The organism is Glaciecola sp. HA4-3, assembly GCF_055693685.1.
Genome location: NZ_CM146340.1, coordinates 918,183 through 933,719 on the forward strand (window position 1 = coordinate 918,183; position 15,537 = coordinate 933,719).

Annotated in this window: 9 protein-coding genes and 2 pseudogenes; 10 read left to right on the forward strand and 1 reads right to left on the reverse strand. The window is 40.0% G+C overall.

Annotated elements, in window-relative coordinates; all coding sequences use genetic code 11:
• Window positions 1–21: 21 nt before the first annotated feature.
• From bamA to tilS, 9 genes and pseudogenes are all read left to right on the forward strand, one after another.
• Entirely contained in the window at window positions 22–2,496 is a 2,475-nt protein-coding gene (gene bamA, locus ACZ1G6_RS04315) for an outer membrane protein assembly factor BamA (RefSeq protein ID WP_472618220.1), read from the forward strand.
• A 67-nt stretch (window positions 2,497–2,563) separates the two neighbouring features.
• Window positions 2,564–3,079: an OmpH/Skp family outer membrane protein gene (locus ACZ1G6_RS04320; protein ID WP_472618221.1), complete on the forward strand. Its 516-nt coding sequence runs from the start codon at window positions 2,564–2,566 to the stop codon at window positions 3,077–3,079.
• A gap of 207 nt (window positions 3,080–3,286) precedes the next feature.
• Window positions 3,287–3,733, forward strand: a complete 447-nt coding sequence (gene fabZ / locus ACZ1G6_RS04325; RefSeq protein WP_472618222.1) for a 3-hydroxyacyl-ACP dehydratase FabZ — start codon at window positions 3,287–3,289, stop codon at window positions 3,731–3,733.
• A gap of 1 nt (window position 3,734) precedes the next feature.
• Window positions 3,735–4,505: an acyl-ACP--UDP-N-acetylglucosamine O-acyltransferase gene (lpxA, locus tag ACZ1G6_RS04330; RefSeq protein WP_472618223.1), complete on the forward strand. Its 771-nt coding sequence runs from the start codon at window positions 3,735–3,737 to the stop codon at window positions 4,503–4,505.
• Window positions 4,506–4,546: 41 nt separating this feature from the next.
• Window positions 4,547–5,696, forward strand: a pseudogene (gene lpxB / locus ACZ1G6_RS04335) (lipid-A-disaccharide synthase).
• Entirely contained in the window at window positions 5,689–6,270 is a 582-nt protein-coding gene (rnhB, locus tag ACZ1G6_RS04340) for a ribonuclease HII (RefSeq protein ID WP_472618224.1), read from the forward strand. The pseudogene lpxB and the gene rnhB overlap by 8 nt, the downstream one beginning before the upstream one ends.
• A gap of 132 nt (window positions 6,271–6,402) precedes the next feature.
• Window positions 6,403–9,882: pseudogene (dnaE, locus tag ACZ1G6_RS04345) on the forward strand (DNA polymerase III subunit alpha).
• A gap of 54 nt (window positions 9,883–9,936) precedes the next feature.
• Window positions 9,937–10,893: an acetyl-CoA carboxylase carboxyl transferase subunit alpha gene (gene accA / locus ACZ1G6_RS04350; protein ID WP_472618225.1), complete on the forward strand. Its 957-nt coding sequence runs from the start codon at window positions 9,937–9,939 to the stop codon at window positions 10,891–10,893.
• A 43-nt stretch (window positions 10,894–10,936) separates the two neighbouring features.
• Window positions 10,937–12,379 (forward strand): tRNA lysidine(34) synthetase TilS, encoded by a 1,443-nt coding sequence (gene tilS / locus ACZ1G6_RS04355; RefSeq protein WP_472618226.1) that lies wholly within the window; start codon window positions 10,937–10,939, stop codon window positions 12,377–12,379.
• On the opposite strand, the gene ACZ1G6_RS04360 is transcribed toward tilS, so the two are convergent.
• Window positions 12,380–13,282: a GGDEF domain-containing protein gene (locus ACZ1G6_RS04360; RefSeq protein ID WP_472618227.1), complete on the reverse strand. Its 903-nt coding sequence runs from the start codon at window positions 13,280–13,282 to the stop codon at window positions 12,380–12,382.
• Between the two features lie 255 nt (window positions 13,283–13,537).
• Here ACZ1G6_RS04360 and ACZ1G6_RS04365 point away from each other — a divergent pair, with 255 nt between their 5' ends.
• A complete protein-coding gene (locus ACZ1G6_RS04365; RefSeq protein ID WP_472618228.1) occupies window positions 13,538–15,502 on the forward strand; it encodes a monovalent cation:proton antiporter family protein in 1,965 nt (654 codons plus the stop codon).
• Window positions 15,503–15,537: the final 35 nt, after the last annotated feature.

Below are 15,537 nucleotides of genomic sequence, written 5' to 3' on the forward strand. Positions count from 1 at the left end.
AGCTTGGAACCAAAATAGTTGATGAAGTGTAAAAATTTAGTACTAGCAGCCGTTTTACTTGCGTGCTCATCATATTCATTTTCACAAACTGCATATGATTTTGTGGTAGAAGATATTCGTGTAGAAGGTTTGCAAAGGGTCGCATTAGGTGCCGCGCTGACGTATTTACCTGTTCAGCGAGGCGATGCGCTTAACCAATTTAGGGTGACCCAATTGATTCGCTCGTTATATTCGTCGACACATTTTGAAAATGTCGAGATATACAGAGACGGCAATGTGTTAGTTGTCAGGGTAGTTGAACGTCCAACTATCAGTAACATTGTTTTTGAAGGTAACGATGATATTAAAGACGAACAACTTCAAGAAAGCTTAGATAACTCTAATATTCGTATCGGCGAACCGCTCGACAGAACAGTTATCACATCAATTGAAAACGGTTTAAAAGATTTCTTTTATAGTATTGGTAAGTATAACGCTGATGTAACGGCGATTATTACACCTCTTCCGCGTAATCGTGTTGACCTAAAACTTCAGTTTGAAGAAGGCGATGCCGCCAAAATTAAACAAATCAACGTTGTTGGCAATGACATTTTTGAGGATGCTGAGTTGTTTGACCAAATGGAATTGAAGTTTAATACTCCTTGGTGGGACTTTTTATCTGAAACCCGTTATCAACAGCAGACTTTGTCAGGCGATATGGAAAATATCGAAAGTTATTACAAAGATAGAGGATATTTGCAGTTTTCGATTGATTCTACTCAGGTATCTATGTCGCCTGAGAAAGATGGAATCTATGTCACTCTTAATGTTGATGAGGGCGAACAATACAATATATCGGGTGTTGAATTAAGCGGCGACCTTCTTGGTTTTGAAGATTTTATTATGCAAGTACAACCTTTGAAAGAGGGTGATTTGTACAATCAGGCTGAAGTCACGTATACCGAGGAGTTTATTGCTAATTATCTGGGGCGTTTTGGTTATGCTTATCCAACCGTTACCACTATTCCTGATATCAACGAAGAAGACAAAACCGTTTCATTAACCTTGTCAGTTGACCCTGGCAAGCGTATCTATGTGAGACGTATATCATTCACCGGCAATACTATTACTTCTGATGATGTATTAAGACAAAACGTTGTTCAGATGGAAGGTAGTTGGTTAACTGACCAGAGTCTACAAACATCCAAAGCACAACTGTCTCGACTTACTTATTTAGATGAAGTTGAATTTGAAACGATACGGATACCGGGTGAAGAAGATAAGGTTGATGTTGAGTTTACGATGAACGAGCAACCGGCTGGTTCATTTAATGCGGGTATCGGCTATGGTGACGCGACTAAGTTGAGTCTCCAATTAGGTATTCAGCAAGACAATTTCTTGGGGACAGGTAAACGAGTTGGAGCAAATATCTCAACTGTTTCGTATCAAAAAAGTGCTCAAATTACCTATTTAGACCCTTACTTCACTATTGATGGTATTAGCCTTGGTGGCAGTCTAGGTTATAGTGAATTTGACGGCGGTGATTTTGGTGTTATTCAATATAACAGTAAACGTTGGTCTGTTGGTGCTAATATAGGCTACCCCATAAATGAGGTAAACCGAATTAGTTTCGGTTTGACTTACTCAGATGTTGAATTGAGTGATGATAATACCAATTACGAACAAACTGAGCGCTTTTATAACCAATTTTCAGACATTACTGACCCAGATGCGCCTATCAATTATGACAGTTTGCTGGCGTCTGTTACGTGGACTCGAAATACTTTAAACCGTGGTTTATTCCCAACATCAGGGTCAAGTCAACGTGCATCTTTGAGCATTACAACGCCCAATTCAGACGTTAATTATTTTAAATTTGTTGCAGATAATAAATGGTACTTCCCTTTAACCAGAAGTCAACGTTGGTCTGTTTTGGCTAGACTTCGCTTCGGTTATGGTAACGGGTATGGCTCAGAAAACGGTATTGAACAAATTTTGCCATTTACAGAGAACTTTACTGCTGGTGGTGCTGATACTTTGCGTGGTTTTGAAAACAATACCGTAGGTCCTAGAGGTGTGATTAGAAGTCCGCGTACTTTGCTTACCACTCCAAGCGGTGTGCCAATCATACAAAACCCTGCAAACGATACACTATTTTTATCGCAACGAAGCCTTGGTGGTAATGCAATGGCGATTGGTGGTGTTGAGCTAATTGTTCCTACGCCGTTTGTCGAAGAGGATTTTGACAACTCAGTGCGAACAAGTTTGTTTTACGACATTGGTAATGTCTGGGATACAGAATTCAATTTTGATGCTTATAGAGACTTACAGATAGATAGCAGGAGTGATGCACTAGCTGATTACAGTGATTGGAAACAGTATAGAGCGTCAGCTGGGCTATCCGTGCAGTGGATTTCTCCGATGGGGCCAATGGTCTTTAGTTTCTCACGAGTGTTAAAAGAACGTGAAGGTGATGATGCAAGATTCTTCACTTTCAATATTGGATCGACCTTCTAAGCAAGGTATAATTATTATAATAATCAAAAACTGTTTTGTATTAACAAAACACAATAGGAGTTTTACATTGAAAAGTTTTATTAAAGGTATGTCGCTAGTTGTGTTATTTGTAGCTGCTACCGTTGCAAGTGCCGCTAACGCAGCGCAAAAGGTGGGTGTGGTAGATGTTCAACAAGTACTTGCTGGTCTTCCACAAGTTGCCGCTATCGAAACACAGATGCAAGCTGAATTTGCTGATCAAATTCAAGAAGTAACACGTTTACGAAATGACGGTAACTTCTTGTTAGAAAAGCTTCAGCGTGAAGAAGCCACGATGAGTGAAACTCAGATTCAAGAGCTTCAGCAGCAAATTCAAGATGTAAGTGCACAGTTACAAGAAAAAGGTGCGCCACTTCAGCAAAATATGCAACGTAGAACGCAAGAAGAACGCAATAAACTGCTTGGTTTGATTAAGCAAGCAATTGACGCAATTTCTGCGCAGGAAAACTACGATATTGTTGTAAATGCTACAGCAGTGCCATTTACAAAACCTGAGTTTGATATTACTCAAAAAGTACTAGATCAGGTAAGTAAAGCGAACTAATCGCTAATTATCGGTAAAAAAGTAAAATAATCAGGCCAACATATGTTGGTCTGATTTGTTTTAGGGCCAATAACAAGTACCTTAGACGCCTAGAAAAGAATAAGTCTGTCTGGTAGTTTTATCTGTGAAAGCTCAAGCTCACTGAAAAGTTGTCAATGCATTAAGACAGACATACAATAAGAATCGCCACTGATACTAGGAGTTATTTTGGCAAACTCAATCAATACCATTGAAATCAAAGAGATAATGGCATTATTGCCGCATCGTTATCCATTTTTACTTGTTGACCGCGTAACCCACTATGAGTTGGGCCAATCTATTAAAGGCTACAAAAATATTACGTTTAATGAACCTTGTTTTACAGGCCATTTTCCAGGCGAGCCTATTTTTCCAGGTGTATTGTTATTAGAAGCCCTTGCGCAATTAGCAGGTTTATTAGGGTTTAAAACCCAAGCTGATACTGATAAGTTATATTTATTCGCAGGAATTGATAAAGCGAGATTTAAAGCACCAGTTGTCCCTGGTGATAGGCTCGATATGGATGTTCAACTGATTAAGGAACGCCGTGGGATATGGAAGTTTTCAGGTGTTGCAAGCGTAGACGGAAAAGAAGTGTGTATTGCTGAGTTCATGTGTGCCATGAGAGATTTTTAATATGATTCATCCTTCATCTATCGTATCAGATAAAGCTATTATTGCTAATGACGTAGAGATCGGCCCCTTTTGTATTGTTGAGGACAACGTTGAGATTGGTGAAGGGACCGTACTGAAAAATCATGTTGTTGTGCGTAAAAATACTAAAATAGGACAACGAAATATCTTTTTCCAATTTTGCTCGGTGGGTGAGGATTGCCAAGATAAAAAGTATGCTGGCGAGGATACTTATCTTGAGATAGGCGATGACAATGTGTTTAGAGAATCATGTACTTTGCATCGAGGAACGACTCAAGATCAAAGCATAACCAAAATTGGTAGCCGTAATTTGTGCATGGTAAATACACACATTGCGCATGATTGCCTGATTGGAGATGATAATATACTAGCAAATAATGCAACCTTAGCTGGGCACGTTCATGTTGGCGATTTTGTGATACTGGGCGGTATGACGGCAGTGCATCAGTTTTGTCACATTGGTTCTCATGCAATGTCAGGTGGTGGCTCGGTAATACTGCGAGACATACCGCCTTATGTTATGTTCAGCGGCAGTAAACATATTCCTCAGGGTATCAATAGTGAAGGGCTCAAGCGCAGAGGATTTAGCGCCCAAAGCATTAAAGTCGTCAAACAAGCATATCGGACGCTTTATCGTAAAGGCTTATCTTTTGAAGAAGCTGTAGATGTTATTACCGAAGACGCTAAACATCACCCTGAATTAGTTGTTATGGCAAAATTTTTAGCTAGTAATCAGCGCGGCATTGCTAGATAGCGCATACGGCTTATTCGTCCAAAGAAAAAAAGGCTATAAACATGTCACATGCACCTCGTATTGGATTAGTGGTTGGTGAGACTTCTGGTGCGATCATTGCGTTGGGTATGATAAAAGAAATTCTTAAGACTCATCCTGATGCGATTATTGAAGGTATCGGTTCTAAAGACTTATCTGATGTAGGCATGAACTGTTTGTTCGATATGAACGAACTGTCTGTCATGGGGCTATTTGAAGTACTAAAGCATTTACCTCGTCTTTTGCACATCAGAAAAAGCATTGTTAATCACTTTATACAAAACCCCTGACATTTTTATAGGTGTTGATGCGCCAGATTTTAATTTGCGCGTAGAAGCTCAACTAAAAGGTGCAGGCATCACAACCGTACATTACGTTAGTCCAACAGTTTGGGCATGGCGTGAAGGGCGAATACACAAAATTGCTAAAGCATGTAATTTAGTATTAGGTGTTTTTCCTTTCGAAGAAAAGATATATCAAAAGTACAAGGTTCCTTTTAAATTTGTGGGCCACACAATGGCAGATACCATACCTTTAAAAGTAGACCAACAGGATGCAAAAGATGCAATTGGCGTGAGTCAAGATACTTCGTTTATTGCCATTTTACCGGGGTCGCGAGCGCGCGAGGTCGAAACTTTACTACCAGTATTTATGCAAAGCTTTGCTTTGATCAAGAAAAAACACCCGGATATTCAAGCAATTATTCCAGCGGTGAATGAGCATAGAGAATCACAAATAAAATCCATTTTGGAAGAGCTAGACATACAAGAGGCATGCATAGTGACTCGCAACCCAGCAAGGGATGTCATGATTGCCAGTGAAGTTGTGCTATTGGCTTCCGGAACAGCCGCTCTTGAAGCTATGTTATGTAAGCGCGCAATGGTTGTTGCTTATACAATGCCCTGGTTAACGTATAAAATGATGCAGCGTATGTATTTGCAAGATTATTTTTCTTTGCCCAATATATTAGCTAATGAGCGTTTGGTACCAGAATTTTTACAAGATGACGTTAATGCTCAAAATTTAGCTGATAATTTACTAAACGTATGGCAGTCAGATAATAAAGAGATTGTCAGCACCTTTGCTACCCTTCATCAATCGTTGGCTTTAAATGCAGACAAACAGTCAGCGTTGGCGGTGCTAGATTTGATACAGGCAAACACTAATGAGTGATACGCTAATCGTTGCTGGTGTAGATGAAGTGGGAAGAGGACCGTTGGCAGGAGATGTGGTTACAGCGGCCGTTATTCTGCCTAAAGACCATACTATTGTAGGCTTAGCCGATTCAAAAAAACTAAGCGAGAAAAAACGTAAAAGCTTATTTGAGGAAATCTGTGAGCAATCGCTTTGTTGGGCCATTGGCCGAGCGAGTCCTCGGGAAATTGATGAGTTAAATATCTTACACGCCACTATGCTTGCGATGACAAGAGCGGTTGAAGGTTTAAAGGTACAACCAGAATTTGTTAGGGTAGATGGCAATCGACTACCAAACTGGCGGTACAAGGCCGAAGCGATAGTTAAAGGCGATAGCCTTTTTGAGGAGATATCCGCGGCATCTATATTAGCCAAAGTGATTCGTGATAACGAGATGGATTTACTGCACCAACAGCATCCAGAGTATGGCTTTGATAAGCATAAAGGCTACCCAACTAAAGCCCATCTAGCAGCACTAGAAGCATACGGCCCACTGCCTGAGTATCGATATAGCTTTAAACCTGTAAAAGCCTTATTGTCATCGCCAAATTAATAGGCGTAATTTAATAAAAAGATACAATTTTCACCAAAACTAGATAACAAGTTTTTCGATAAAGCGGTAGAATAATCAAATTGTTTTGATGGAGTAAAGAAACACGTGTCAGCAGAATTCGTTCACCTTCGCATGCATTCAGACTATTCAATGAATGATGGTCTAAATAAAGTAAAACCTATTCTAAGCGCTTGCAAGGATATGGGGTTCAATGCGTTAGCGCTCACTGATGCGATGAATTTATGCGGTTTAGTTAAATTCTATTCAGCTGCACCTAGCCATGGAATTAAGCCAATTATCGGCTGCGATATTTGGATGCAAAGTGACTTTTTGGATGGCCAGTTTGTTCAAATAGGGTTACTAGCGATAAATGAGCTAGGTTATAAGAACATTACCAATATTATTTCAAAGGCTTATCTTCAAGGTCACATTCAGCATAAACCTGTTGTTAATCAATCTGTTTTGCAAGACCATAATGAAGGCATTATTGTTCTATCTGGTGCGCTTGAAGGCGATTTGGGCAAAGCAATTAATGCTAATAAGCCTGCCATCATTCAACAAGTAATTGAGTTTTATCAAACTTACTTTGCAGACCGTTATTATATCGAACTGCAACGCACTGGACATCATGGCCAAAACGATTATATCGAGCACGCGGTTGAGCTAGCAGCTAAAAATGACCTACCAGTGGTCGCAACTAACAATGTCCGCTTTTTAAACGAAGAAGACTTCGAAGCGCATGAAGTGCGAGTTTGCATAAGTGAAGGGTATACGCTTGATGATAATCGACGCGAGAAGCGCTACACCTCACAGCAATATTTGCGAAGCGCAGAGCAAATGTGTGAATTGTTTGCTGATATCCCTTCTGCGATTGAAAATACAATAGAGATCGCTAAACGTTGCAATGTCAAAGTGACATTAAACGAATATTTCCTGCCTAATTTTCCCACAGGCGATATGACAACCGAAGAATTTCTAGTCAAGCAATCACAACTAGGATTAGAGCGACGTTTAAAACAAATTTTTCCAGATGAGCAAGAGCGTGTAGCAAAGCGCGTGCAATACGATGAAAGACTAGCGGTAGAGCTGGAAGTGATAAATGATATGGGATTTACAGGCTATTTTTTGATAGTCATGGAGTTTATCCAATGGAGTAAAGACAACAATATACCAGTGGGGCTATGGTCGTGGCTCGGGTGCAGGGTCCTTGGTTGCTTACGCTTTAGATATTACTGACCTTGACCCACTAGAGTTTGATTTGCTATTTGAGCGATTCTTAAATCCAGAGCGGGTATCGATGCCTGACTTTGATATTGATTTTTGCATGGACAGGCGAGATGAGGTTATTGATCATGTCGCAGAAATTTATGGCCGAGACGCTGTATCACAAATCATTACATTTGGTACATTGGCTGCAAAAGCTGTTATTCGAGACGTAGGCAGAGTGATGGGGCATCCTTATGGCTTTGTCGATAGAATTTCTAAAATGGTACCTATAGTGACTCTGGTATGACGCTTGAGAAGGCATTTCAGGTCGAACCTAGATTACAAGAAATCTATGATCAAGATGAAGAGGTTGCCGAACTGATTGATATGGCGCGTATTTTAGAAGGCGTTACTCGTAATGCCGGTAAACACGCAGGAGGGGTTGTAATTTCGCCCACAACCATCACTGATTTTGCGCCATTATATTGTGATGATGTAGGTGCAAATCCAGTCACGCAATTTGATAAAAATGACGTTGAGACCGCAGGCTTAGTTAAGTTTGACTTTTTGGGACTGCGCACATTGACCATTATCCAATGGGCAGTGGATATGATCAAAGACGTACAAGGTATCGACATAGATATCACCAGCATTCCCTTAGAAGATAAAAAGGCCTTTAGTTACCTCAAAAAAGCGAAAACTACCGCAGTATTTCAACTCGAATCTAGAGGTATGAAAGACCTAATTAATCGGCTACAACCCGATGTGTTTGAAGAGATTATCGCGTTGGTTGCCCTATTTAGACCAGGGCCATTGCAGTCAGGAATGGTCGATAATTTTATTGACAGAAAACACGGCCGCGAGGAGGTGTCTTACCCAGATGCAACATATCAACATGAGTGCTTAAAAGAAATTCTTGAGCCGACTTATGGCATTATTTTGTATCAAGAACAGGTTATGCAAATCGCGCAAGTCATGTCCGGATACTCACTGGGCGGAGCTGATTTGTTGCGTCGAGCGATGGGGAAGAAGAAGTTAGAAGAGATGGAAAAGCAACGCGAGAGTTTTAAAACCGGCGCTGTTGATAATAACATCGACCCTGAACTTGCAATGAAAATCTTTGATTTGGTTGAAAAATTTGCAGGTTATGGATTCAACAAGTCTCACTCAGCAGCCTATGCCTTAGTTTCGTATCAAACACTATGGCTAAAAGTCCACTATCCTGCCGAATTTATGGCTGCCGTGCTATCTGCTGATATGGATAACACAGACAAGATCGTGACCTTGATTGACGAATGCAACAATATGGGTCTAACGGTTTTACCGCCTGATTTAAATGCAGGCCAATATAAATTTACTGTGAACAGTGAAGGCCAGATTGTTTATGGTATTGGCGCTGTCAAAGGTGTAGGAGAAGGCCCTGTTGAAGCAATTATTGATGCGCGCCAAAACCAAGGTTTGTTTGATGATTTATTTGATTTTTGTGCCAAGGTAGACTTGAAAAAAATCAATAAACGCGTGCTTGAAAAGCTTGTGTATTCAGGTGCGATGGATCAACTTAGTCCGCATCGTGACAAACTAGGTCAAGAGCCGTTAGGCCCTTATAGAGCCGTATTGTTTGCAAGTCTAAAAGATGCTTTGGATTCAGCTTCACAAAATGCCAAAGCAGCCGCGGCAGGCCAAGGTGACTTGTTTGGCATGGAAGATTTTACGCAAGCACAAGCTCAACATAGTTTTACTCAGGTGCCGCCATGGACCGAGAAAGTTTGGCTAAATGGTGAAAAGGAAACCTTGGGCTTGTATTTGACAGGCCACCCAATGACACAATATAAAAATGAGTGCAAACACTATATTGATTGTGAAATTAAAAACCTAGTACCACAAAAACGTGATAATCATACGAGTACCGCTGGCTTAATTTACGCGCTGCGAGTGTTAACTAATAAGCAAGGAAAGCGTTGGGCACTGGTAACGCTAGATGATAAATCTGCAAGAATGGAAATGCGCGTTGGGCCTGATGCATTTGAACGCTTCGAAGATCAATTATCAGTAGATAATCTTGTGTGGATTAAGGGACAGGTCAGCTTTGATAGGTACACCGAAGGCACTACAATGAGCATCTTAGAAGTGATGTCTATTGATGATGCACGAAATCGTTTTGCTAAAATGTTGAGAATTAACTTATCAACGTCTCAATGCAAACTATCAACAGTATCGAAACTACAAGATGTATTACGCAATTATAAGGGTGGAACATGTCCAATCCATATATTTGTCGAGCATCCAGATGCTGAACTAGAATTGAAAACAAGTGTCTCATGGTTTGTTAATGTAGATGATGATCTTGTCGCGCAACTTAGGCATCAACTTGGCGCAGACAATGTAAATGTGCTATTTAATACCTAGCGCAACATATAAATAAAATATAATCAAAATATAATAAAGACGGATAATATCAATATGGGCTTACAATTTCTTGATTTCGAGCAACCAATTGCCGAGTTAGAAGCCAAGATAGAAGAATTGAAGATTGTTAATCAAGGTGGTGACTTTGATGTAGGGATTGAAGAGGAAATCAGCAAATTACGTGAGAAAAACGCTGATCGCACTCGGAAAATTTTTGAGGGTTTAGGAGCTTGGCAAATATCTCAAGTTGCTCGCCACCCAATGAGGCCATATACTCAAGACTACATTGACAATATGCTCACTGATTTCGATGAATTAGCGGGCGATAGAGCTTATGCGGATGATAAAGCGATAATAGGTGGTTTAGCGAAACTTGATGGTACGCCAGTAATGATAATTGGGCATCAAAAAGGAAGGGATACTTCTGAGAAGATTAAACGTAATTTTGGTATGCCAAAACCCGAAGGGTATCGCAAAGCGCTGAGACTTATGCGAATGGCAGAGCGTTTCAATTTGCCCATTATCACTTTTATCGATACTCCGGGTGCTTACCCAGGTGTCGGTGCAGAGGAGCGTGGCCAAAGTGAAGCAATTGCCATGAATTTAAAAGTGATGGCGATGCTAAAAGTGCCGATCATTTGCACTGTAATAGGTGAAGGCGGTAGTGGTGGAGCTCTTGCTATTGGAGTGGGCGACCGTGTTAACATGCTTCAGTATTCAACCTATTCAGTTATTTCACCTGAAGGATGCGCTTCTATTTTATGGAAAAGTGCAGACAAGGCGCCTATTGCAGCAGAAGCTATGGGCGTGACAGCTCCTCAAATAAAAGACTTAGGGTTAATTAATAATATTATTGATGAGCCTTTAGGCGGAGCACATCGTGATCATAAGGGTATGGCTGCAAACCTTAAAGCAACTATTAAGCAACAATTAGCGCAGTTACAATCGCTTAATCAACAAACACTGATGCAAGAACGTTACGAGCGTTTAATGTCGTTTGGTTACTGCTAAGGTATCGCGTAAACAGGCTTAATGACTCGCAGATGAGAATTATATGTCGTTGTTGATGAGTAACTTTAGCAATACGTTTTGCCAGACGCTCGAACGGCATATTTTCAAGCTTACAAACGCAGATACTTTTAAAATTGATAAGCAAGAAAATACTCACGCTAAAGTCGACTCAAATCGTTTATTTGTTGCCCTGAGCGGCGGCATAGACTCCATTGTTCTACTCCATTTGGCACATCAGTTTGTTCAAGGTATTAATCGCTCACGCGTTAGTACTGACAAGCAAGCTTTTTTCTTACAAGCTATTCATGTTAATCACGGCTTAAGTGGGAATTCACCAATATGGTCAAACTTCTGTCAAGAAGTATGTGATGCATTGGGTATTGATTTAATAATCGAAACACTTGAGATTAATAGAAAACCACGAGAAAGCTTAGAGGCAGTCGCTCGCGATTTACGCTATAAAGCCCTCGCTAAGCATGCGAAATCAGGCATTGTTTTGCTTGGGCAGCATCAAGATGACCAAGCCGAAACGTTTTTGCTGCAATTGCTTAGAGGCTCAGGCATAAAAGGACTTAGCTCAATGGCTGAGTATTCGCGCGGCGACCAAAGTAATTTTCCTAATATTAGCCGCCCGCTATTAGATTGCTTGAAAACAGACATAAACAAATATGCAAAGTCATTTGATTTACAGTGGGTGGAAGACGAATCGAATCAAGATCAAGGATTTGATCGAAATTATATTCGCCAATCTCTTATGCCGGTATTAATTCAACGTTGGCCTCAAGCAAGCAAAACAATCTCTAGAAGCGCTTCACATTGCGCGCAAGCTCAAACTAGTCTAGACGAATATATGTCTATTTTGGCAAAGGAACTGATACAAAATAAAACCTTAAAGTTGCTTGAGTTTTGTTCACAAAGCGATGCAACACAACAGTCATTTTTACGATATTGGATACATTTAAATACTAACTTTTACCCATCTGCACAACAAATTGAGCAGGTGTTAGCGCTTATTTCAAACCATCATGTTTCCAATCCATCGCCGCATATTGTGTTTAAAGATTATGTTATCGAGAAATATCAGCAATGTGTACATATTTTGCCGGATTTTGATGCGAATCAAGAGTTTCATTTGGCCCTTGATAAGGAATTAGCACTTGAGATCGAGGGAGTGGGTCGCTTAGTGCAAAGTGAAGGCAATCAGCAATCACCATTACAATTGGAAGTACCAAATGCAGATTTTTGTATAAGATTTGCGAGGATGAATGAAAAGGCTAAATTTGAGCACAAAAGACCCTCAAAAGCATTAAAAGTATGGTTTCAAGAATGGGGTTTTTCATCTTTACACCGAAAGCAAATTCCTTTGTTATACAAAGATGAACAGTTATGGGCTGTTTTGTTGCCCAATAAAATATGGCTAAATTTAAGTATTGCCTCGAAAAGTGACTCACTGTGCATTAGTTTGCAATGGCAATCATCTTTTTAACTATGCTGCAATAAAGGTATCCTTGCCGGCTTCTTTTGCTTTTAACAGCGCAGCGTCGGCTCTGTCAAATAAGCTCTGACCATTATCGCTTTGAATAAATGATGTTGCACCAACGCTACTTGAAACGTGGTGTTGAATGAACAAGGGATCCTTTGCGATGCTTTCACTTATGCGCTGAGCTACTTGTTCATTTGCTGCGGGATTGCTATCTATCAATAAACAACAAAATTCATCGCCACCAAATCTAAATGCGTGATCGGAATCACGTAGACAATTTGTGAGTATATTCGAAAACGCGACTAGCACTTGGTCGCCTTCAAGATGACCAAACTTATCATTTACCGCTTTAAAATTGTCTAGGTCAAACACTAAAAGACCAAAACTTTCCTTGTTTCTTTTGCTGATGCTGATTAGCTTGTTTAACGACTCCTCATAATGAGCCCTATTACCAAGCCCTGTGAGCATGTCTTTTGTCGCTAATTGGCTAATACGATAATACTCAAGAGCGTGTTTTAAGCTCATCGCGAAGATGCTATGCATTTCTGAAAGTAATTTACGTTGAACGGGCGTTAATACTCGTGAAAAACAATAAGCAAGCTGCGCATGCTGAGGAGTGCCAAAAGGTTGACCGTAGTAAATGGCGATTTTCATTATTCTAGCGTTGTTTCTAGATTTCCCTGTTTTTAGCACGCGGTCTGAAAACGATAGCTTTAAAGAGGTGCAGGGAAGTTTGCCACTTAAAATAGTAAAATAATCTTCAGTTAGACTTTCTAAATCTATAGAGGACAACATGGTTCGCATAATTAAAGCGGATTCTGACATTGTTAAAACAGGTGTTTCGGCAATGCTCTCGCCTAATATAACCCTATTGTCTTGCTCTTTAGATATTGTACTAATGTCCATCTACTACTCCAGTCTACGTTGATGAATAATGCTTAAAACATTCATATATGAGCGAGTTAAATAGTCTGTTCAAATCCTGCTTTAAGCGCTATGCTTTATTAAGTACAGCAAGTTTGACAACATTTAACAAACGACAGACTTTTGTCGTTTTTAATCATATCAAGCGTTTTATTAGCTTGTGTATTTAGACTTAGCAAAATGTATACCATTGCTTGGTCTTTATGCATTTCATGTCATTAATAAAGGGAAATTTGCTTGGATCATACTTTTGTTAGCATTATTAGTTTAATGGCGATAGCGGTAATAATGGTATGGCTATTCAAGCGCATCAATTTACCGCCCATTTTGGCATATCTTGTGGCAGGCGTTATTACTGGGCCAGAGTTGCTGAAACTGTTTACTAATCCCGATGATATGCACCTTGCTGCTGAAATTGGGATTGTGTTTTTGCTTTTTACTCTAGGTTTAGAATTTAGTTTGGCGAGAATGTTTGCAATGCGCAAACTTGTGTTTGGCCTAGGATCAGGGCAAATGATCCTGACCACTTTACTTTTTGCCGGGTTTGCTATGTTAGTGGGGCAAACATTTACCGCAGCGGTAATAGTCGGTGCTAGTATTGCGCTATCCTCTACCGCTATTGTAATAAAGACCATTGATGATCAAGGCAAACTCAACACTCAACGTTCTCAATTAGCGGTTAGCGTATTACTGTTTCAAGATTTAGCGGTAGTGCCGCTACTGATCATTATTCCCTTACTATCAGCCGATACCGAACAATCTTTTGCCTTAGCAATTGGTTTAGCTATGCTTAAAGGCTTTGTTGCGGTTGTGCTATTGCTTTCTATCGGCAAATGGTTGCTGCCTCGTATATTTAATGAAATTGCAAAAACGCGTACTGATGAGTTGTTTGTGCTAAGTACCATTCTTATCGCATTGCTCGCTGCAGGCGCTACCTATTCTTTAGGTTTGTCGATGGCTCTTGGAGCATTCTTAGCGGGAATGATGCTCAGTGAATCTCAATATAGACATCAGTTAGAAGCCGATATTAGGCCATTTCGAGATATTTTAATGGGGCTGTTTTTTATTACAGTGGGTATGAAGCTCGAGCTTTCGGTTTTTGTCACGGACTTACACTTTATTATTTTATTACTTTTACTTTTGGTTTGCTGTAAAGCTGCAATGGTAAGACTTGCTGCTTATATAACGCAGTCAGATTCGCAGGATGCTTGGGCTGCAGGAATAAAGTTGTCACAAATGGGCGAATTTAGCTTTGTCATTATTGCTCTTGCACTTAGTAACGGTTTAATCAGTCCTCAAATTTCATCATTGTTAGTAAGTGTGGGCTTACTTAGTATGGCCTTAACCCCCTTGTTAATAAATAAATCTGGTGCTATTGCAACAAAGCTATCGGGTAATAATTTGCATCAGGCTCTTGAAGAAGAAAGACAGCAAACCAGTATGCAACAACATGTAGTAATACTAGGGTTTGGCAGAGTAGGGCAATCAATCGCGCGAATGCTCAAATTAGAGGGTTTGTCGTATGTTGTTGTTGATAGCGACCCAATACGAGTAAAAGAAAGTTTGTTGGCGGGAGAGTCAATAATTTATGGTGATGTTGCACAAAAAGATATATTAAAACTTGCCAATATTCATACAGCTAAGCTTGCCATTATTACTTTTGATGTGCACTCAAAAGCGTTGAAAGTATTAAATACTATTAAAACGGTCAACCCTGATGTGTCTGTATTGGTAAGAACGCGCAAAGACTACGAAATGCAAGATTTATACGATGCAGGCGCTTTACAAGTGGTTCCTGAAATTCAAGAAGGTAGCCTAATGCTTATTTCGCAAGTATTACATTATTCGGGCATACCTATGTCAAGGATACTTAAGCGAATAAGAGCAGAACGCAAAGAAGGTTATCAACACATGCATGGGTTTTATCCTGGTGAAACTACCGAGATTACATATGAAACCGGAGATAAGCTTGAATTTATGCATGCAATCGTTATCTCTGAGAATGCATACGCCGTGGGTAAATCCTTAGATAGCTTAGATATTGCTAGGCGACGAGTAAAAGTAATTGCCATTAGACGAGATGGAGTAGAATTAGCAAATCCTGATACAAGCTTTACTATTGCCCATCGTGATGTCATTGTTATTTCGGGAAAACCAAGACGTGTTGAGCGCATTGAAAAATACATGTTAGACGGTGGTTAGTGCTGTATTTATAAACAAATTTGGCGATTCCTAAA

What these genes read in the sequence shown, in the direction of transcription:
- bamA (WP_472618220.1), top strand. Translation starts at nt 22, where the DNA reads ATGAAGTGTAAAAATTTAGTACTAGCAGCCGTTTTACTTGCGTGCTCA.
- lpxA (WP_472618223.1), top strand. Translation starts at nt 3,735, where the DNA reads ATGATTCATCCTTCATCTATCGTATCAGATAAAGCTATTATTGCTAAT.
- rnhB (WP_472618224.1), top strand. Translation starts at nt 5,689, where the DNA reads ATGAGTGATACGCTAATCGTTGCTGGTGTAGATGAAGTGGGAAGAGGA.
- accA (WP_472618225.1), top strand. Translation starts at nt 9,937, where the DNA reads ATGGGCTTACAATTTCTTGATTTCGAGCAACCAATTGCCGAGTTAGAA.
- tilS (WP_472618226.1), top strand. Translation starts at nt 10,937, where the DNA reads ATGTCGTTGTTGATGAGTAACTTTAGCAATACGTTTTGCCAGACGCTC.
- ACZ1G6_RS04360 (WP_472618227.1), bottom strand. Translation starts at nt 13,282, where the DNA reads ATGGACATTAGTACAATATCTAAAGAGCAAGACAATAGGGTTATATTA.